Origin of the sequence: Bacillus sp. 95MFCvi2.1, assembly GCF_000374965.1 — a bacterium.
Lineage (GTDB): Bacteria > Bacillota > Bacilli > Bacillales > Bacillaceae_G > Bacillus_A > Bacillus_A pseudomycoides.
Genome location: NZ_KB895707.1, coordinates 1 through 20,402, shown reverse-complemented (window position 1 = coordinate 20,402; position 20,402 = coordinate 1). Strand labels below are relative to the sequence as shown.

17 protein-coding genes and 2 pseudogenes are annotated in these 20,402 nt (G+C 35.1%); 12 read left to right on the top strand and 7 right to left on the bottom strand.

The annotated features are described in order from the left end of the window. Positions 1 to 25: 25 nt before the first annotated feature. Positions 26 to 181 (bottom strand): annotated as a pseudogene (locus C568_RS0121175) (anti sigma factor C-terminal domain-containing protein); the annotation flags it as partial. Between the two features lie 134 nt (positions 182 to 315). On the opposite strand from C568_RS0121175, the gene C568_RS0121170 reads away from it, so the two are divergent. Further along, positions 316 to 1,224 carry an AraC family transcriptional regulator gene (locus tag C568_RS0121170; RefSeq protein WP_006093890.1) on the top strand — a complete coding sequence of 303 codons (909 nt, stop codon included), beginning with the start codon at positions 316 to 318 and terminating at the stop codon, positions 1,222 to 1,224. A 383-nt stretch (positions 1,225 to 1,607) separates the two neighbouring features. On the opposite strand, the gene C568_RS0121165 is transcribed toward C568_RS0121170, so the two are convergent. Further along, positions 1,608 to 3,368: a sensor histidine kinase gene (locus C568_RS0121165; protein ID WP_018782650.1), complete on the bottom strand. Its 1,761-nt coding sequence runs from the start codon at positions 3,366 to 3,368 to the stop codon at positions 1,608 to 1,610. A 9-nt stretch (positions 3,369 to 3,377) separates the two neighbouring features. Further along, positions 3,378 to 4,082, bottom strand: coding sequence for a response regulator transcription factor (locus C568_RS0121160; RefSeq protein WP_006093894.1), 705 nt, complete (start codon positions 4,080 to 4,082; stop codon positions 3,378 to 3,380). A gap of 141 nt (positions 4,083 to 4,223) precedes the next feature. Between C568_RS0121160 and C568_RS0121155 the strand changes: the two genes are divergently transcribed. The 3 genes from C568_RS0121155 to C568_RS0121145 all read left to right on the top strand — a co-directional run bounded on the left by C568_RS0121155 (position 4,224) and on the right by C568_RS0121145 (position 5,763). Beyond that, positions 4,224 to 5,054 carry a CPBP family intramembrane glutamic endopeptidase gene (locus C568_RS0121155; protein WP_029427575.1) on the top strand — a complete coding sequence of 277 codons (831 nt, stop codon included), beginning with the start codon at positions 4,224 to 4,226 and terminating at the stop codon, positions 5,052 to 5,054. 210 nt (positions 5,055 to 5,264) lie between these two features. Then, a complete protein-coding gene (locus C568_RS0121150) occupies positions 5,265 to 5,564 on the top strand; it encodes a hypothetical protein (protein ID WP_018782648.1) in 300 nt (99 codons plus the stop codon). A 10-nt stretch (positions 5,565 to 5,574) separates the two neighbouring features. Beyond that, a complete protein-coding gene (locus C568_RS0121145; RefSeq protein WP_003206100.1) occupies positions 5,575 to 5,763 on the top strand; it encodes a hypothetical protein in 189 nt (62 codons plus the stop codon). 183 nt (positions 5,764 to 5,946) lie between these two features. On the opposite strand, the gene C568_RS0121140 is transcribed toward C568_RS0121145, so the two are convergent. After that, entirely contained in the window at positions 5,947 to 6,531 is a 585-nt protein-coding gene (locus C568_RS0121140) for an SCO family protein (RefSeq protein WP_018782647.1), read from the bottom strand. Positions 6,532 to 6,688: 157 nt separating this feature from the next. Between C568_RS0121140 and C568_RS0121135 the strand changes: the two genes are divergently transcribed. Beyond that, a complete protein-coding gene (locus tag C568_RS0121135) occupies positions 6,689 to 7,951 on the top strand; it encodes a M48 family metallopeptidase (protein WP_018782646.1) in 1,263 nt (420 codons plus the stop codon). 317 nt (positions 7,952 to 8,268) lie between these two features. Here the strand turns inward: C568_RS0121135 and C568_RS0121130 are convergent, their stop codons facing one another. The 3 genes from C568_RS0121130 to C568_RS0121120 are packed head-to-tail and all read right to left on the bottom strand — an operon-like array spanning position 8,269 to position 9,609. Further along, complete coding sequence (locus tag C568_RS0121130) at positions 8,269 to 8,796, bottom strand: permease (RefSeq protein ID WP_018782645.1); 528 nt, start codon at positions 8,794 to 8,796, stop codon at positions 8,269 to 8,271. Further along, the gene (locus tag C568_RS0121125) at positions 8,793 to 9,275 is read right to left on the bottom strand and encodes a hypothetical protein (protein ID WP_018782644.1); all 483 of its coding nucleotides are present in this window, start codon (positions 9,273 to 9,275) and stop codon (positions 8,793 to 8,795) included. The genes C568_RS0121130 and C568_RS0121125 overlap by 4 nt, the downstream gene beginning before the upstream one ends. Then, on the bottom strand, positions 9,268 to 9,609 hold the full coding sequence (locus C568_RS0121120) for a PadR family transcriptional regulator (RefSeq protein WP_003195853.1): 342 nt from the start codon (positions 9,607 to 9,609) through the stop codon (positions 9,268 to 9,270). The genes C568_RS0121125 and C568_RS0121120 overlap by 8 nt, the downstream gene beginning before the upstream one ends. Before the next feature lie 649 nt (positions 9,610 to 10,258). Here C568_RS0121120 and C568_RS0121115 point away from each other — a divergent pair. The 7 genes and pseudogenes from C568_RS0121115 to C568_RS33385 all read left to right on the top strand — a co-directional run. After that, positions 10,259 to 11,125 carry a DMT family transporter gene (locus C568_RS0121115; RefSeq protein WP_042511532.1) on the top strand — a complete coding sequence of 289 codons (867 nt, stop codon included), beginning with the start codon at positions 10,259 to 10,261 and terminating at the stop codon, positions 11,123 to 11,125. 260 nt (positions 11,126 to 11,385) lie between these two features. Then, complete coding sequence (gene aceB, locus C568_RS0121110) at positions 11,386 to 12,975, top strand: malate synthase A (RefSeq protein WP_018782642.1); 1,590 nt, start codon at positions 11,386 to 11,388, stop codon at positions 12,973 to 12,975. 21 nt (positions 12,976 to 12,996) lie between these two features. After that, complete coding sequence (gene aceA, locus C568_RS0121105; protein ID WP_018766564.1) at positions 12,997 to 14,274, top strand: isocitrate lyase; 1,278 nt, start codon at positions 12,997 to 12,999, stop codon at positions 14,272 to 14,274. Between the two features lie 99 nt (positions 14,275 to 14,373). Then, positions 14,374 to 14,775 (top strand): annotated as a pseudogene (locus C568_RS0121100) (GHKL domain-containing protein); the annotation flags it as partial. A gap of 308 nt (positions 14,776 to 15,083) precedes the next feature. Next, on the top strand, positions 15,084 to 15,287 hold the full coding sequence (locus C568_RS0121095) for a cold-shock protein (RefSeq protein ID WP_003195857.1): 204 nt from the start codon (positions 15,084 to 15,086) through the stop codon (positions 15,285 to 15,287). Between the two features lie 503 nt (positions 15,288 to 15,790). Next, positions 15,791 to 16,378, top strand: a complete 588-nt coding sequence (locus C568_RS0121090; RefSeq protein ID WP_018782640.1) for a competence protein ComK — start codon at positions 15,791 to 15,793, stop codon at positions 16,376 to 16,378. 1,155 nt (positions 16,379 to 17,533) lie between these two features. Continuing rightward, positions 17,534 to 20,402: Cna B-type domain-containing protein (locus C568_RS33385; protein WP_018782639.1), on the top strand; the 2,869-nt coding region annotated here is incomplete at its 3' end.

Sequence of the window (20,402 nt, the reverse complement as noted above, 5' to 3'; positions counted from 1 at the left end):
TCAACTTCGAATGGTTGTTTTCACTTTAGTGACGAGAACCACTTGGATGCTTAAACCAATTCCAAAACTCAATATCTCCAAGAGTAGCGTCGCGAACATGAGGAGAATTTTGTAATTTTACTAATTCTTTCGATGGGCCAGTAATGACAATACCGTACACTTTCACACCATGTTTTTTCAATTATCTCCCTCCTTTCACTTATAACAACGAATGTAATATGAAAAAGTTACAAATTTCTGTAAAATAAAAGCAAAAAACGTCAAGAAAAGAATTGTCTTCTCTTTTATGATAATACATAAGGCGGGTGAACAGAGATGGAAAGCTATGAAACACAAATTCAAAAAGCAATTGATTATATTGAAGAAGATGTAATGGAGAAGCAAACATTAAGTAATTTGGCTCGTATTGCAGGGTTCTCGGAGTATCATTTTCATCGCGTATTCCAAGCGCTAGTAGGCGATACTGTCATGGAGTATGTTCGTAGGAGGAGGCTAGCCCGGGCAGCTTATCGGCTTTCTCATACGGAAGAAAAAATTCTTGATATCGCATTAGAACATGGCTTTCAATCTCATGAAACGTTCATTCGAGCCTTTAAAAAGTTGTTTCAGATGACGCCAAGTAGCTACCGAAGGCAAGGAATTAAGACACCGATGTATTATAAAGCAAATGTGAAGCAGCGGAAGTTCAATCCATATTTAGGGGGAATACAAATGGAATTTCGTATTGAAAAAAAACCAGCTTTTCATGTGGCTGGATATGAGATGAAGACGTCTAGTAAAGAAGGGAAAAACCTTAAAGATATTCCGGCATTTTGGGACCGTTATCTACAAAACAATCTTGCGAGTAACATTACAAACCGTAAACATACAGATCAATATGTAGAGCTTGGAATGTGCACGGATTTTAATTTAGAAACAGGGGATTTCACGTATATTATTGGAATGGAAGTAACAAGTTTTGACGGGGTGCCGACTGAACTAGCGCAGCGCACGTTCCCAGAAGCAACTTACGCTGTATTTACAACGCCTAAAGTACCGCATAAAGATATGGTATCTTCCATTCAACAAACGTGGAATGCAGTTTTCACAGAATGGTTCCCGCACTCAGGGTATGAACATGCTGGAGTTACAGAGTTTGAATTATACGATGAACGTTGTCATGAGGATAAGAGCGAGTTTGCGCAAGTTGAGATTTGGTTGCCGGTGCAGAAGAAACAACAATAAGAAGAGAAAAAGTTTCCTAGATTCTAGGAAACTTTTTCTCGTATTAAGGCTAAGATTAATCATATTAAAGAAGTTGTTTAAACGATAGCTCAGCTTCGGGCGCTGTGTCCAACGATTATGAAAAGTGACGACGGTATGGAAGTAGGGGCTGTTCATGAAATGTAGTACCACGTATTATTGATGGACTACTATATACGGATTTCCTATTAACTATAGTAGTACTTTCCTAATATCAAAATTGTTACCTGTCTTTTACTTACAACATCGGATATGATGTACAACCATATACATTTCAACCATTAGAATTGGAGCAAATGATAACTAAAGTGAAACTTGAATCAGCGGGGGGAGTTTATCCCCGCTGATTAGAGTTTCACTTTATATTAGGACTCTTTTTTGCTATTAGGTGAGAATGGGAACACCATCGTAATGGTTGTTCCTTTTTCAATTTCACTTTCAATGGAAATCGTACCGTTATGTGCAAGAACAAGTTGTTTTGTAATCGCTAAGCCAAGGCCTGTTCCTGCGTTGTTTTCTTCAGTATTTGTACCGCGGTAATATCGTTCAAATAAAAGCTCTTTCGTTTGCTCATCCATTCCTTTTCCATTATCAGAAATAGAAAGTGTAAAAGATTGTTTATTCTGTCCAAGTTTTACAATAACATTTGTTGTTTCATTATTATGCTTTACTGCATTTGCTAATAAATTCTCAATGATACGTTGGAACCATTTTTCTTCAATAGAGTAATAAATTGCATTGGAACTAGGAACAAATTCTATGTTTTGATTTTGAAGTGTCGGGTTATTAATAAATTGTAACAAGACTTTTTGGACAAATTGATTAATCTCAACTTTAACGTGCTGAGAGGGAATCGCGTTGTTTTTTAATTGGTAAGTTAAGCTTAGATCATCAATTAATGTTGTCATATATTGAGATTTTTCTCGTATAACACGACCGAATTGTTGAATGTCGTTATCATCCCAGTTATATTGTTTCGATTCTAGTAATAGAGAATACCCATAAATGGAACTGAGTGGTGTTTTTAAATCATGAGTGAGGCCAGTAATCCATTCCTCACGTGTTTGTTGAATAACTTGTCGTATGGACTCATTTTTTTTGAGTGTAATAGAAAGGTGCTCTAGAGCATTTGTTACATCTTTAAACAGTCTGAATGACCATTTTTCTTTACCTGAGCGCCGGAAGCGAACTGTTCTTCCTTTTTTACTTACCGGTTCTTCATATTTTCCACTAGCTATATTTTTGAGCCAACGCATTGTGTGTAATAATGGTTTACCAAATTTTCTTCCGTACCAAATAGAAAGAATAACTAAGTAGACAAAAGCGATTAGAATAATAACTCCAAATCCTATGAATATTTTTTTTGTTAATAAATCTTCATTCATATCAGATGGATAGTAATGATCATTTTTTACTGTTATGGTAAATAAGGTTTGGTCCTCTGGATTATATAAACTCGAGATATTTTCTTTGTGATTCCAAGGCTCTTTTTCAGAAAGTACAGCTTGAATGGCTGAAAAGGAGTTTCTTTTTGTTTTAGGATAAGCAAAAATCTCTTCTCCTTGTGCGTTAAATATTTGCAGCGTAGCACCTTCTGCGGTAAGCTGTTTCTTTTCTTTTTCTGTTAAAGAAAATTCAGCTGATAATGGTGAACCGTGTTCTTGTTTTAACTCTTGCAGTAAAGTATTACTCTTTAGCTTTCCACCATAAATCACAATTGCTGTCTTCTCTTTAACTTCAATGTCCCAATACGTAAATTTGTAAGGGCTTTGTATATGATGCTGCAAATAAGCAACTAATGTTGTTTTTGTATAAGAACCAGGAACATCTTCAGGAGTATTGAAGTCATAGAGTACCTTTCCATTTTTATCGACAATTTGAAGCCAATCATTTTTCTCCTCAATCATTTCCTTTACCTCAGAACTTAATGTAATACGTCCGTTTTCTGAAGAAACATGCTGAGACATAGTAAAGTTATCAAACTCTGGAACATTTGGTTCATAAAGGGTCGTACTAAAAAGATGCCCCAGGTAGACGAAAGCGACGATGACTGCAATGAGTAAAGTAAACAAGACGAAAATATGTTGTATAATAAATTGTATAATAATCCTTCTACTTAAATTCATAGTTGGTACCTACTTTGCGATGAATTTATAACCAAGTCCGCGAACAGTTTTTATGTATTGAGGGTTACTTGGGTCAAGCTCAATTTTTTCACGTAGTTTTCGAATATGAACCATAACTGTGTTGTCATCCCCATTATAGGCAGGAGCCCCCCATACTTTTTCGTATATTTCTTCTTTTGAGAATACGTAATTAGGATGTTCACAGAAAAAGAGTAGTAGTTGAAAGAGCTGAGCTGAACATTCCACAATTTTCCCATCTACTTGTAATTCAGCTGCATGTTTATCGACCTGAAATCTCCCAAATGAAAGAAAGTGTGTCTCTTTCATAGGTTGTGTAGTTTGTTTCATATGTCTTCGAAGTTGAGCTTTCATACGAGCGACGACTTCCAGTGGATTGAATGGTTTTGTAATATAGTCGTCTGCCCCGTATAAGAAGCCAGATACTTTATCTAAATCAGATGATTTTGCTGTTAGGAAGAAAATTGGACAATCTGTTTTTTGACGAATAATTGGACAAATGTCAAAACCAGATTGCCCGGGAAGCATGACATCTAAAATCATTAAGTCATAACGATTTTGTTCTACGAATTGTAAAGCTTCTTCTGCAGATGTAGCAGTTGTAATATGAGAAAATCCTTCTTTTTGTAGAATAGTAGTTAATAGTTGTAAAATTGCCGTTTCATCATCAACAAGTAAAACATTTGCATTATACAATCTGAATCGCCCCCTATTTTCATCGAATATCATAACATTTTATTGTAAGTTATGGGATTTTTAAGGAAAATTTAAGGTTTTCTTTGCTTAAAAATAAGATTCGAATGATATGATAAATGTAACATAGGGGAGGAGATGAGTGTGAATCTGTTTTGTTCGATGCGAGCCAGATATTTTTTGATTGTATTTACACTACTTGTTTTGATTGAACGTATTAGTAAACAATTGTTAGAGAATACATTTCATATATCAATTTCTTCTTTTGCAAGCACACTTGTACTCTACATATTTCCATCACTTTGGTTATGGTATCAATGTAAGCGCCATCGTATTCCATTTACTTTATTTGTGAATAGAAGAGAAGCATTTAATCTTTTACAAGTTTTAATGATTACGGGAATGCTATGCCTTTTTAGTTATGGATATCTTGTATTGTATATGTATAGCTTTGTATGGATTACACCGGATTTTATTATAAATATATTACATGAACCGATTATAGGGAGTGCAGGCGGATACATATATCAATTTATAATAATCGTACTAGTAGCTCCTATTGTATGTGAATTTGTATTTAGGGGATTTCTATTTCAGCGTTTTGCAGCGAAATGGGGAACCGGAAAAGCGATGGTTATTGTAGCGATTCTTTTCGGATGTTTTCATATTGATTTCCTCAGTGCTGTCATGTTTAGTATCGTACTATCAATTGTATACATTCGGACGAAAAGCTTACTGATGCCGATTAGTATTCATATGTTAAATAATGCAATCGTACTTATTACATCTTTTATGTTCAGTAAGGAAGAAATGATAAGCTTCGCAGATTTTTCTAATCAAACTCCATTTTTTACAGGACTTATTATTTTTATCATTGGATTAAATTTAGTACTCGTCTTTTTGTTCGTGAATCGTCGTTATATGAATAAAGAGGTGTCGGTAGTATATACGAATAAAATGAGAGATATAGGTTAGAGAACGTAGAATTTATTGAATAATAAAAAAGATATACCTATCTTTTTTAGGCTAGAGAGAGAATCCGTCTATGGATAGAAGCGGTCAGAGCATATTTCATCCTCATGCTAAGTGAAAATAAAAATACAGGTCACCTTTTGTTTTCATAACGGCGATTTGTATGTTGGAAAATCAAAAAAGATTTATATAGAAAGGAATGGATATGATTCTATGAATGAAACAATTCAATCAAATAAATTGTTTTATGTAATCATGGTGAGTTTAATTGTGATTACAACAGTGAATGTAGGCTTTCGCTGGAATGAAGCATACTTTTTTGTTTATTTAGCACTTCATCTTCTAGGGCTACTATGCATTGGGGGCGGAATTGTAGTTGAGAAAAGAAGTGAAGATGGAATTAATTATATATGTGTACTTGGTCTTATACTACTTCTAGCTGTACAAGGAATTATGAAATATAGCTTCATTTCTTTTCAGGATTTAAGTTTTTTTGTTAACATTTTTCAATAAGGAGTGCTGATTGGTATTGTCGAAAAAACAAGTTGGCTATGTAGTTGTGTTACTTGGATTTATCTTAATTCTTGTAGGGAAGGTTTATCTAAACCATTATGAATACGGGAAATATATAAGTGGTTTCGGTCTTGTTTGCTGGATTGCGAGTGCGCTTCTTATTCCAACATATGAGCCGAAGAAACATACAGAGAGATAAAGTGAAACTTTAATCAGTGGGGCTCTTCATCACCCACTGATTAAAGGCCCTCACCAATCGGGCTTTTATTGCCCGTTAATGCGGGATAAATAGAGAGTGTAGAATGGATAGGTTTAAAGTTTCGTAGCATAGTTTATGTAGAATAATATGTGTGAAAAACCTCTTCGAATGATGAAGAGGTTTTTATAATGCATTTTTAATTTTTTCAAGCACTTTTTTGCTGTTAAAACCACGTTCTCCCATACCGAAGACTTCGATTAAACGATCATTTTCATCGAGTAGATAGGAGTTAGAAGTATGAATATAGAGTCCGCTTCCTGGATCGCGGTACTGAAAGTTAAATGTATCTGCTAGTTTTTTCGTTTCATCTTCATCACCGCGCAGTAAGTGCCACCCTTTCGTTTTTTTCATTTCAAATGTGTTGGCATATGTAGTTAATATTTCTTTTGTATCGAACTTAGGATCAATGGTAATTGTAATAAATTCAATTTTTTTATCAAATAGTTTATCCTTTTCTAGTTCGTCTCGTAAATGCTTCATTTTGTATGTAGTAACGGGACAAATATCAGGGCATTTTGTGTATATAAATTCTACGAGTTTAAGTTTTTTTGGTAGTTGATCAAAAGATAGCGTTGTACCATTTACATCCTCCATAACGATTCCACGTGGTATTTCAGCAGAAGCTTTACGATAATCTGTAAAATAGTAAATTCCAATTCCAATTACGATGACTAAACCTAATGTAAACGTAATATAAATTTTTTTCAATTTCCATCCTCCTCCTAATTTTATTTTATAAGAAAAATCCAAAAATTAATGGGGAGGGATTGAAAATTGCATGACAATTCGATGTATTAGCTTGTTCTATTTTAGGAGGAACGAACTTACAATAATAAGAGACAGGCAGCATAGAGGAGGAGATACCGTGAAGAAGGTTGTGAAGTGGTCACTTTTTTTGTACGTTGGTTTTGCGTTATTTATATATTGGTATTTATTTGGATGGAATCATGAAATTATTCCAGATATGTATAAAGGAACGAGTGCTGATCCAGAGACGTTTATGAATGCAAAGGAACTTACATTAAGTCAAGATTATTCGCGTGTGAAAAATTTACTCTTTTTTTTAGCGACGCCTCTTGAATGGATTATTTTATTGTTTGTGCTTGTTTTAGGTATATCAAATCGTTTTGAAAAATGGTCAAAAGAAACGACGGAAGTACGGGTTATTCAAGTTGCTATCTATCTCTTTTATTTATCATTGCTTACAACCGTTCTTGCATTGCCTCTGCAATGGATGGGGCATCAAGTATCAATCGATTACGGTATTTCAACACAATCCACAGCGAGTTGGATAAAAGATCATGTAATTGATTTTTGGGTAAATTATATTATGATGTTTCTCGTTGTTTCTGTTCTTTTATGGCTGATTTATAAATTTCCGAAGCGGTGGTGGCTAGCTGGTTGGGCTGTGTCAGTACCGTTTACAATTTTTTTAACCTTTGTACAGCCTGTTGTAATTGATCCGTTATACAATGATTTTTCTACATTGCAAAATAAAGACTTAGAGAAGAAAATTTTAGCAATTGCGGACAGGGCAGATATTCCAGCTGAGCATGTATATGAAGTGAACATGTCTGAAAAAACAACGGCCCTAAATGCATATGTGACAGGAATTGGATCGAATTCTCGAATTGTATTGTGGAATACAACGCTCCAGCAGTTAAAAGATAAAGAGATTTTATTTATTATGGCTCATGAAATGGGACATTACGTGATGAAACATATATATTGGGGTGTGGCGAGTTATATTGTGTTAACGTTTGTAGGGATGTATTTGATTAGCCGTATTATCAATATGTGCCTCAGAAAATGGGGAGATACATTGCGCCTATCAAAGATGGCGTGCTTATCGATTATCCCATTATTTTTTCTTATCTCCTCTGTGTTGTCTTTTGCAGTAAGCCCACTATCAAACTACGTATCACGTATAGAAGAACGGGCAGCAGACCAATATGCTTTAGATATAACGAAAGATGGAAATTCTGGTGTAAAGACGTTCCAGTATTTATCGAAAACAAGTTTAAGTCAAGTGAATCCACCGGCGTTAGTGAAGTTTTTCTTATATACACATCCGCCAATTTTTGAAAGAATTCATGTGTTTGAGCAGTATGAGAAGCAGAAGAAATGAGGAGCAGCGATGACGCTGCTTCTCATTTCTTTGCGTATAAGTTTAGGAAAAGAGTGTCCGTCCATGGATAGAAGCGGTCAGAGCCCTTTTTCGCCCCATGCCATGTGAAAACAAAAGAGAGGATATCAATTTTTGTTTACATAGCTGTGATTTATATGCGGAAATCCCAAAAGTATGAAGTGTTTTTTGTAAAATTTTATCATTTTAACTGAGAAGCCCTCTCCTCTAAACGAAGTGAAGGTGGGGAGAGTTCAATTAAAAGTTACAGTTACGAAAGGAGCTAAAAGTTAGAGGCTTAAAGAACGATTCCTCTAACTCTATCCTTCTTTAGTTATATCATATTTCAACAATTGTCGTTTATCATAGAACTTCTCATAAATAATACCCATTAAATAGAAAAATAATAGACCAAAACAAATATGGATGAGTGTAAATTTAGCTCCAAATGAAGAAAATTCATACACCATAACCGGTAATTTCGCAGTTGTCCAAACTCCTAGAAAAAATACAATGTATCGTATGCTCGCTCCTTTTTTTAATAAAAGTGCCGCGATTGGAAAAGCAACATAGAGGGGACCAGCTGCAATTCCTCCTAATAATAGGGAGAATAAGATGCCATAGATGCCAGATTTTTCCCCCATATATTTAATTAATGTTTCTTTCTTCACCCACTGGTCAAGCAATCCTACGAATATTAAGACAGGAGGAAGTAGAAACAGCATATCTAAAATACTTTTTCCTGTTAATTGAAATGCGTTCCATCCCAACGAATGGTTTATAAAAGTACATATAATGAGCCCAAATAATAAAATGAAAAAGAAACGATATCTTCTTAATTCATTCATACCATCACCACCCAAATAATATACGAGAATATGAGAGACATTAACAATGCGGATGCATTACGAGAATAAGCAAAACTTCGCCCAAATATCTTTTGTTCCATCGGTAAAGTTGTGATTCCTACTGACATTAATGTAGACATTAATGCCGCAACTTGAGGGAGGCCCGCACCATTTTGGATTAATGTATTTCCAAGAGGAAACACAACAAAGCTTGGAATGAGTGCAACAGAGCCAATTATTGCTGAATAAACAATACCGATGAATCCAGATTTTTCCCCAATGATGGAAGAAATGAAGGAAGGCGTTAATATAGATAGTGATAGTCCAACGAAAAGCATAATTGATAGCATGGAAGGTATAAGATTACGAAACATTTTCCATGACTTTAATAGAGCATCTTTTGTTTTATTCCGATCCTTTACAAAAGAAATACTGATAAGAATAATGGCTAAAGAGTAAAGGAGAGCGCCATTAATCATGATTAGACTCTTTCCAGTCTTTATATTTGTCTAAGAAAAATGATAAGTTTTTAATTTTTTCTTCAATATCTATTTGAAACTCTTCTAATTGTTTTTTTCCCACTGTAGTAATTTTGTACATCTTTCTCGGCTTATCTTGATCAGATGTATCCAAATAAGACTCAACAGCACCTTCGTTTTCTAATTTTTTTAGGGTGCGGTATATAATGGCACTATCAATTGGATTGATGGGAAGCTCTTCTTCACATTTCTGCAGAAGTTTCCCTCCATAACTATCTCCCTCTGTTAAAAACAGCAAAAGAAATGCACCTGTATGTCTCCCTGTATGTTTCATAAAACATCTAACCTCCTTAATGAAATGTAAAAAATAGTTTTGTTATCAAAACAGTAACATATCACTGTTAATAACATTATACTGTCATTAACAGTGATGTGTTACTGACAGTATAAACTTAATATAATTTCATGTCAATTCTAAAATAAACAACATGTTTTTGATCAAACTTTATTCCAAAGCTACAACAGGATCTGTCCATGCATAGAAGGATCAGTACCTATTTTCGCCCCATGCCATGTGAAAACAAAAGAGAGGATGTCACTTTTTGTTTACATAGCCGTGATGTATATGTTAGAAAATCAAAATAGATTGTTTAGGAAAAAATATTTTTATGTAAAATATGGTAAAATATATAGGTGGCTATAACGTGGAAAACGAGTATTTCTATATTGCCTTTTATCATCTTTATTTTTTACAATGATGCTTTACATTGTAAAAGGAATGAGGATTGCAAATGCCACTTCGTGAGAATTAAGTATCTTTACGATTTTTTACATTCCATTCATCTTATTGTATATTTAAAATTTAGAATATAACGAAACTTGAAATGTAAATGTTCGTTTTAAACTAATGGGGGTTGTTTATATTGTTTCAAAAGAGCGCCACAAATAGGTTATTCCAAACAAAATCATCGCCAGCTATAAAAATGATCATATCGATGTCTATTTTTGGCTCAATCGGATTTTTTTCAGTGAAAACAAATTTACCATCATTTGAATTAGTATTTGTTCGTTGTATTTGTGCCACTATATTTTTAACGTTATGTTGGATTGCAACAGGTCAGTTTAAAGAAGAAAAGTGGAATCGAAAAGAAATACTGCAAATATTAGCGTGTGGTGTCTTTCTTGTTTTTAACTGGGTGTTTCTGTTTAAAGCTTTCGAAGTCATGTCAGTGACAATTGCAATTTCTGTGTATCATCTTGCACCAATTATCGTATTAATAATTGGGAGTGTCATGTTTAAAGAAAAATTAACAGTGCTATCTGTTATTTCAATTGTTATTTGTTTTCTCGGTACTGTTTTAGTAGCGGGAGTAGATGGAAGTGTTTCGATAGAAAAGTTAATGTCCTCTGGGATGGTTTGGGCACTTCTTGCAGCATTATTTTATGCATTTACCACCTTGTTAGGGAAAGGGATTAAACAAACAAGTGCATATGCAATGACATTTTTGCAAACTTTTTTAGGGATATTTCTGTTACTACCATTTGTAGACTTTGGAGCATTTCAAGGGTTAACAGAGAGTAATTGGATTGCGATTACAGCGACAGGACTTATTCATACTGGCTTTGTTTATTACTTATTTTTTGATAGTTTAAGAGATTTACCAACAAGGCTCATTTCTGTATTAGTGTTTTTGGATCCAGGTGTAGCTATTTTACTTGATACAGCATTTACAGGGTTTCGTCCGACCACGATGCAGACAGCGGGAATTATTTTGATTTTTGTTGGGATGGCGTTTACTTTTCAAAAATCCAAAACAAAGACAGTAGTATTAGAGGAAAGTAAAACATAATCAACAAAACGAGTGCAGTTGTTATATAACAACTGCACTCGTTTTGTTTTAGTAAAGGGTAACAGGTAAGAGCTTTAAATATGCTGCAAAATACGATGCTACCTCATTTACTAGTAAGAAAAGTGCCGGTTTTGAATAGATGGATGTTATAGAAAAAGGATAAATTTTCAAAAAACTCCTTCACTTTCAGAAAATTTGTTATATAATATAAAACATAAAATCAAATCTGTTATAAAACAGTTTACGGAGGGGATGCTAATATGTCGACGCAAACTTCACGGGTTACACTCGCTTTAGAAGTATTACCGGCGTATGGAGAAATTTTGACACCGGAAGCGCTCACTTTTTTAAAAGAGCTGCATGAGAATTTTAATACACGCCGTAAAAATTTACTGCAAAAACGTGTGGAAAAGCAAAAAAGAATTGATGCAGGGGAGTTTCCAAGCTTTTTACCAGAAACAGCACATATACGTGCTGGAGATTGGACGATTGCCCCGCTTCCAAAAGATTTAGAAGATCGTCGTGTGGAGATTACAGGACCAGTAGATCGTAAGATGGTTATTAATGCTTTAAACTCAGGCGCACATCTCTTTATGGCAGACTTTGAAGATTCTAATTCGCCAACGTGGCAAAATGCGATGGATGGCCAAATTAATTTAAGAGATGCAGTAAAGGGAACGATTTCATATAAAAACCCTAGTGGCAAGGAATATCGTTTAAGTGATAAAACAGCTGTACTTATTGTTCGTCCGCGCGGCTGGCATTTAGAAGAAAAACATATGTTAGTCGATGGAGAAAAGATCTCAGGTAGTCTCGTTGATTTTGGTTTGTACTTTTTCCATAATGCAAAAACATTATTAGAAAAAGGAAGCGGACCATATTTTTACTTACCGAAAATGGAGAGCTATTTAGAAGCAAGGTTGTGGAATGATGTTTTTATTTTTGCACAGAAATATATCGGGATTCCGAATGGAACGATTAAAGCAACAGTGTTATTAGAAACAATCCACGCTTCTTTTGAAATGGATGAAATTTTATATGAACTCCGTAATCATTCAGCAGGGCTAAATTGCGGGCGTTGGGATTATATTTTTAGTTTCTTAAAAAGCTTTCGTAATCATAACGAATTTCTACTTCCGGACAGAGCGCAAGTTACAATGACGGCTCCGTTTATGCGTGCGTATTCTTTAAAAGTAATTCAAACGTGCCATCGCCGGAATGCACCAGCAATTGGCGGAATGGCAGCACAAATTCCGATTAAAAATAATCCGGAAGCGAATGAAGCTGCTTTTGAAAAAGTTCGTGCTGATAAAGAACGTGAAGCTTTAGATGGACATGACGGGACTTGGGTTGCCCATCCGGGACTTGTACCGGTTGCGCTGGAAGTGTTTAATCACATTATGAAAACACCGAATCAAATTTTTAGAAAGCGTGAAGAGATTGATGTAACAGAAAAGGATTTGTTAGAAGTACCGGTGGGAACGATTACAGAAGAAGGGCTTCGTATGAATATTAGCGTCGGCATTCAATATATTGCATCATGGTTAAGTGGCCGCGGGGCAGCACCGATTTATAATTTGATGGAAGATGCAGCAACGGCAGAAATTTCACGTGCGCAAGTGTGGCAATGGATTCGTCATGAAGGCGGGAAGCTAAACGATGGTCGCAAGATTACATTTGCTTTAGTAGAAGAGTTTAAATCGGAAGAGCTAGCGAAAATAGAACGAGAGATTGGCAAAGAACAGTTTGAGAAAGGTAGATTTGTAGAAGCAACAAAGCTTTTTACTAATTTGGTGCGTAATGATGAATTTGAAACATTTTTAACATTACCAGGTTACGAGATTTTATAAAAGGAAAAGGGGATGGAAGAGATGAAAAACGAAAGAGTACAAAAGTTACAAGAAAGCTGGGAGTTAGATGAACGTTGGAAAGGGGTAACGCGTCCTTATTCTGCTGAGGATGTAATTCGTCTGCGCGGGTCAATTGATATTGAACATACATTAGCACGCCGCGGGGCAGAGAAGCTTTGGGAATCACTTCATACAGAAGATTATATTAATGCGCTTGGTGCGTTAACAGGAAACCAAGCGATGCAGCAGGTGAAAGCAGGATTAAAAGCAATTTATTTGAGCGGTTGGCAAGTGGCAGCGGATGCCAATCTATCCGGGCACATGTATCCGGACCAAAGTTTATATCCAGCGAACAGTGTACCAGCTGTTGTAAAGCGTATTAATCAAACATTGCAGCGTGCAGATCAAATTCAGCATATGGAAGGAAGCGGTGATACAGATTATTTTGTACCAATTGTTGCGGACGCTGAAGCAGGATTTGGTGGACAGTTAAACGTATTTGAATTAATGAAAGGTATGATTGAGGCAGGCGCGTCAGGCGTTCACTTCGAAGATCAATTATCTTCAGAAAAAAAATGCGGACATTTAGGCGGAAAAGTATTACTACCAACGCAAACAGCGGTACGTAATCTAATTTCTGCTAGACTTGCTGCGGATGTAATGGGCGTGCCAACAATTATTGTAGCAAGAACGGATGCAGATGCTGCGGATTTAATTACGAGTGATATTGATCCAGTTGATCAAGAATTTATTACAGGAGAGAGAACACCAGAAGGGTTCTACCGTACAAACGCAGGGCTTGATCAAGCAATTGCGCGCGGTTTAGCATATGCACCGTATGCAGATCTTGTTTGGTGTGAAACATCTGAACCGAATTTAGAAGATGCAAAGCGTTTTGCGGAAGCAATTCATGAGAAATATCCAGGGAAATTACTAGCGTATAACTGTTCACCATCTTTTAACTGGAAACAAAAATTAGATGAAAAAACGATTGCAAACTTCCAAAAAGAAATTGCTTCATACGGATACAAATTCCAATTCGTAACACTTGCAGGATTCCATGCATTAAACTACGGTATGTTTGAACTCGCGCGTGGCTATAAAGAGCGCGGTATGGCAGCATATTCTGAATTACAACAAGCAGAATTTGCAGCAGAAGAGCACGGCTACTCTGCAACGCGTCATCAGCGCGAGGTTGGAACAGGCTACTTTGATGAAGTAGCACAAGTGATTACAGGCGGAACATCTTCTACAACGGCTCTGAAAGGGTCTACGGAAGAGGCGCAGTTTACGAAATAAGTGAGGGAGCGGGTGTCCTTTAAGGGCACCTGCTTTTCTTTTGTATGTATCCCGCCGTTTAGTGCGCAAAGTACGTCAACTGTTAAAGGGTGAGCTGTAATGTATGTTTATGATATGATCGCGATTATGTTGATTGGTATTAGTCACGTCTTATTATACATTCAATTAATTCGTTACAATCGCCTGTCCTATACAATGGTAATCGCTTTAAGTATTGTCTTTACAATTTTACTTGGAATCGTGGTGACAGTAACAGGTTATCCGGAATTTAATATTATTATGTTGTTGCTGTTTCTATTAAGTTTAGGTTTGATACAGGACGAATTAACATTTATGCAAAGTTTATATTTTGCATTAGTTAGTATAGTAAGCATTACGTTAGTGAAAATGGTGTTGCTAGATTTTGGTATGAAGCTGTTTATGTTAACACCGTTTAATGTGTATTCCTGGACAGACGGCGTAATTCATCTCATTGTTTCGATTGTAATGATTATTGCCATTTAACAATAATTGCTCATAAAAAGCTCGATGGGTGAAAACATTCTATCAGCGAGGAATACTGTATTTTATGAGGGATACCAAAAATTAGAAAATTAGAATTTCAAAAAATATTGTACATTCTATTTTAAGTATGCTATGATTATCTCAGTTGAATAACTAAATCAAGCAATCCATATATTATCAAGTGCTGAAAACGAACGAGAAAAAGTATGTGAGAACTGTTTTATGTTTCGTATTTGATAATGTGTGGATTCTTTTTTTATGTATGAAGACTAAAAAAACTTATATTTTCTTAGGAGGAAATAATTATGACAGTAACAGGACAAGTAAAATGGTTTAACAACGAAAAAGGTTTCGGTTTCATCGAAGTTCCAGGCGGAAACGATGTATTCGTTCACTTCTCTGCAATCACAACTGAAGGTTTCAAATCTTTAGAAGAAGGCGAAAAAGTTAGCTTCGAAATCGAAGATGGCAACCGCGGACCTCAAGCTAAAAACGTTGTAAAACTATAATTTTATAGTACGTGATAAAAAAGGATGGCATATGCCATCCTTTTTTTGTTGAGAATTTTGTAATCATCTTTCCATCCGAGTTTGAGCGTAGCAAAAAAACTTCCTTTACAATTAAGCCAACGATTGTAAAACATCTACCGAAAAATGATAAAAGTTTTATTTTTCCCGTAAGAGAGATACGTAAATGGGTGTGGAAATATATAGGGAATAGATAATTTTGTACAAGTTTATTGAATCATATATGTGAAACAAGATTTTGTTATGTTACAAATATTTCAAAAAAGAAAATTTCTGTTTTTATATAACAATATATCTTTTCCTGTAGAGAAATATGGAGATTTTATATAGATATTTATATGAAGGAATATTATGAAATTTTAAAGTTTTATAAGAAAATGTAAAATATTTGAAAATATTAACTATTTTGGTTTTTGGGTGGTACAATTATCCATGCAGCTGCTGTTATGGATTGTAAGAAAAAATAATGAAGGAGCGAATGTAAGATGGGTGAACAAGTAGAACGCTACGTCGAAAACTATGTCGTAAACAAGAACACTATGGCCTTACTTCCAGTTATTTTAGGAGAAAAACGTATTGTAACGCGAGTGGTTGAAGTAGAAGACTCTTTTTTCATGTTTCAAAAGCCACTTGATATTGTCGAACGAAGTTGCCGCAAGCACGGATCTAGTTTTTTAGGTAGAAAAGACGGTACAAAAGAGTTGACACGTATTACGCACAAAGCACCCATTGCGATTAGTCCGACAGATCAACTTTACTTTTTTCCTACGTATTCTTATTCTAGAAAGGAATGTGCTTGGTTGTCTCACTTTCATATTGAAAACAATAAAGAATTAGCAGATGGTAACTTAATCATTCGATTTATCAATGGCCTCGCAGTGAAATTAGAAATATCAAAGAGTAGTTTCGAGAATCAGCAAAATCGAACCGCAAAACTTCGGACAGAGTATGAGGATCGTAAAGATAAACAAAGGAGGCTTCATTTTAAGCAAGTCGATAAAGAAGATGAATCTACATTGAAGCCTGCATATGAAAAAGCGTATCTTGTGAAAGAAGAAGACGAAAAGGAATGATAATTGATAGGCGGAAAGGATGGGACAACCATCCATGGTCATGAAGTTAACAAAAATAAACCAGATGTTTTTCAGCATTTGGTTTATTTTTGTTAGATATAGGTATGAGAAATAAAATGTTGATTCAAACCATCAGAAGAAAGGGAAACGCCAGTTGGCTCAATCCGCTTATGAGCCACTTCAAGAGTTTCAGTAAGTGAGGGTTCTTCTTTTTTAATGTTTAAATATTTTTTGTTGAAATAGCCTCTTTGTATTACATATTAATTAACGATAAGTGGTGTTATATTAACTTTCGAATAATTGTCGAATTTATCAGAAAATTGTATATTTTTGTCTTGTTATACCTTATGTTTAGTGTTAAACTCATAATCATAAAGAGAGAGTAGTTGCAAATATCCTCCTTTAAAATAAAAAGACTGAAAATTCAGCTTTTTAATTTTCATCTGATTGACGTGTATGTTTACTACTCTTTCTTTGTTTTATATATATTAAGCATTAAAAATTGATATTTCGGTACAGATAGGAGGGACTATAAAACAGGAGGTCTATCCAAAAGTTGGTATTTATACATGTTGGAACAACTGTTAGGTTTCTTTAATTACAAAATTGGTTACAAAAGTTACAAAAACTATTTTTATTGTTGAAATAGTCCTAATATTACGGGTGAGAGCATGAAAAATGCCTTTAAGAGGGAGGTGAAGGGTTCTGGTGAATAAAATTGTGAATCATTAAAAAGGTGCTATCAAACTTGGACATAATGATGTTATGAATCTAATAATAACGGAAAGTAATATGAATAAACCAATAGCACTTAAATGAAAACATTATTAACCAGAAATTTATGCTCACAATAAGATGGCATATATGATACAACTTAAGATTTTGAGATTTGATAGGAATGGTGAGAGAATATAATTTTCCTAGTTGTAATACTATCATGATATGTTAGGGATGTAAATATTAAAATTAATAGATTTAGTGTTACATTAGAAAAAATGAAGATGTATGGAGAGTAGAAGAATCATTTATAGAGATCTATTTTCAAGCTTTTAAGCTTATAACAGTCGAAAGAGAAAAATACCATCAGCCTATTGAGTCATTGTCATAGCATATTCATATTAGAAGCCATCTGAAAATAATTGATAGGAGAATGATATGGTAAAAAGAGTAACTTCGATTTTTTCAATTCTAATGCTTTTTATGTTTACAATAGGTCAAAGTTTAATGCCTATAATAGCAAATGCACAAGAGTTAAATACAACAGGATTTGTGGATAGTTTTAAGATTGATAAAACAAAACTAAGTTACGGCGAACAGGCTAAAATAAATGTAACTTTTAGTGATAAATCTGGAAATAATATGAAGTCTGGAGATACACTAACATTAACGCTGCCCCCAGAATTAAAAGGATTCAAGGGAGCGATTCCATTAAATGATGAGCAAGGTAAGAATTTTGGTACTTGTCAAGTAAATGCAGGTAATGTGGTATGTACATTTAATGATATGGTTGAGAAACTCCACAATATTAAAGGCCATTTTAATTTTACAGTTCAAGCTACTAATGTAGGAACGGATCAAACAAAAGATGTTGAAACAAATTTAGGCACAACTTTAGATAAGCAAACTGTAACAATTACCGGTCCAACTAGTGGTGGTGGTACAGGCTCTAAACCGTTTTTCTACAAAACTGGTGATATTCAACCAGATAACCCGGATGAAGTGCGTTGGTTCTTGAGTATAAACTTAAATAAAGAATATTTAAGTAGAGATATTGTTGTGTCTGACAGTTTGCAGGAAGGTCAAACACTTAATAAAGATAGTTTTCGGATAACAGTTAATGACAGAGAATCTTTATCAATTAAACAATTTGAAGATCAACGTTATGGATATGTTCAGTTTAATGACGATGGTCATTCATTTAAAGTCGTGATTAATTGGAATATGGGAAGTGCTAGGTCTTTTACCGTTTTTTATACAAGTACTATAACGGAAAGCGGAAAGAGCCAAGAATCTTTTAAGAATGATTATAAGATTGATTATCAAATTCTATACAAACAACCGGTTTCTGAGTCGGGTAGTGCCACAGTCACAAATATAACATCTGGTGGTGGTGCTCAAGGTGATTTACCTCCTAAAGGAACATTAAGAATTGTTAAGCACCTTGGAACGGATGAAGACAAAGTAATACCGAATGTCTCGTTTAAGTTGTATAAAGAGTCAGGTGAACAAGTTGGAGATGTATATGTAACGGATGAAAAAGGAATAATTGAAATTCCTAATTTACAATCAGGTAAATATTATGTGCAAGAGGTTTCAGCTCCAGAGTATATTGATTTCAATCCTCAGGAAAAAGTAAGTTTTGAAGTTAAATCAGGTGCTGTAAATGGAGTTAAGTTGCCGATTTCGAATAAAGTGAAAACTACATTCATTACAGGAACAAAAATATGGAAAGGCGATAATGCGACAGAACGTCCGAAAACAATCAAAGTAGACTTACTACAAGATGGTCAGGTCATCGCAACGCAAGAAGTAAGCGAAGCAACAGGTTGGAAGTATGAATTCAAAGACTTAGCGGCATACAATGCAGGTGGCAAAGGATATAAGTATGAAGTAAAAGAACAACCAGTAGATGGATATCAAACAGAAGTCAAAGGTTATGACATTATAAATACAAAAGTGGTACAAATAACAACAGTAGAAGGAACAAAAACGTGGAAAGACGATAATGCGAAAGAACGTCCGAAAACAATCAAAGTAGACTTACTACAAAATGGTCAGGCCGTCAGCACGCAAGAAGTAACAGAAGCAAGTGGCTGGAAGTATGAATTTAAAGATTTAGCAGCATACGATGCGAATGGAGTAGCCTACAAATATGAAGTGAAAGAACAACCAGTAGCGGGATACAAATCAGAAGTAACTGGTTACGACATCACAAATACAAAAGTAGGTCAAACAAAAGTAGAAGGAACAAAAACGTGGAAAGACGATAATGCGAAAGAACGTCCGAAAACGATTCAAGTAGACTTACTTCAAAACGGTCAAAAGATTGATACGAAAGAAGTAAGTGAAGCAACAGGGTGGAAATATACATTTAAAGATTTAGCGGCATACGATGCGAATGGCGCTGCCTACAAGTATGAAGTGAAAGAACAACCAGTAGCGGGATACAAATCAGAAGTAACTGGTTACGACATCACAAATACAAAAGTAGGTCAAACAAAAGTAGAAGGAACAAAAACGTGGAAAGACGATAATGGGAAAGAACGTCCGAAAACGATTCAAGTAGACCTACTACAAAATGGTCAGGCCATCAGCACACAAGAAGTAACAGAAGCAAGCGGCTGGAAGTATGAATTCAAAGACTTAGCGGCATACGATGCGAATGGCGCTGCCTACAAGTATGAAGTGAAAGAACAAGCGGTAGATGGTTACAAATCAGAAGTAACTGGTTACGACATCACAAATACAAAAACTGGTCAAACAAAAGTAGAAGGAACAAAAACGTGGAAAGACGACAATGCGAAAGATCGTCCGAAAATGATCAAGGTAGACTTACTACAAAATGGTCAGGCCATCAGCACGCAAGAAGTAAGTGAAGCAAGTGGCTGGAAGTATGAATTTAAAGATTTAGCAGCATACGATGCGAATGGAGTAGCCTACAAATATGAAGTGAAAGAACAACCAGTAGCGGGATACAAATCAGAAGTAACTGGTTACGACATCACAAATACAAAAGTAGGTCAAACAAAAGTAGAAGGAACAAAAACGTGGAAAGACGATAATGGGAAAGAACGTCCGAAAACGATTCAAGTAGACCTACTACAAAATGGTCAGGCCATCAGCACACAAGAAGTAACAGAAGCAAGCGGCTGGAAGTATGAATTCAAAGACTTAGCGGCATACGATGCGAATGGCGCTGCCTACAAGTATGAAGTGAAAGAACAAGCGGTAGATGGTTACAAATCAGAAGTAACTGGTTACGACATCACAAATACAAAAGTAGGTCAAACAAAAGTAGAAGGAA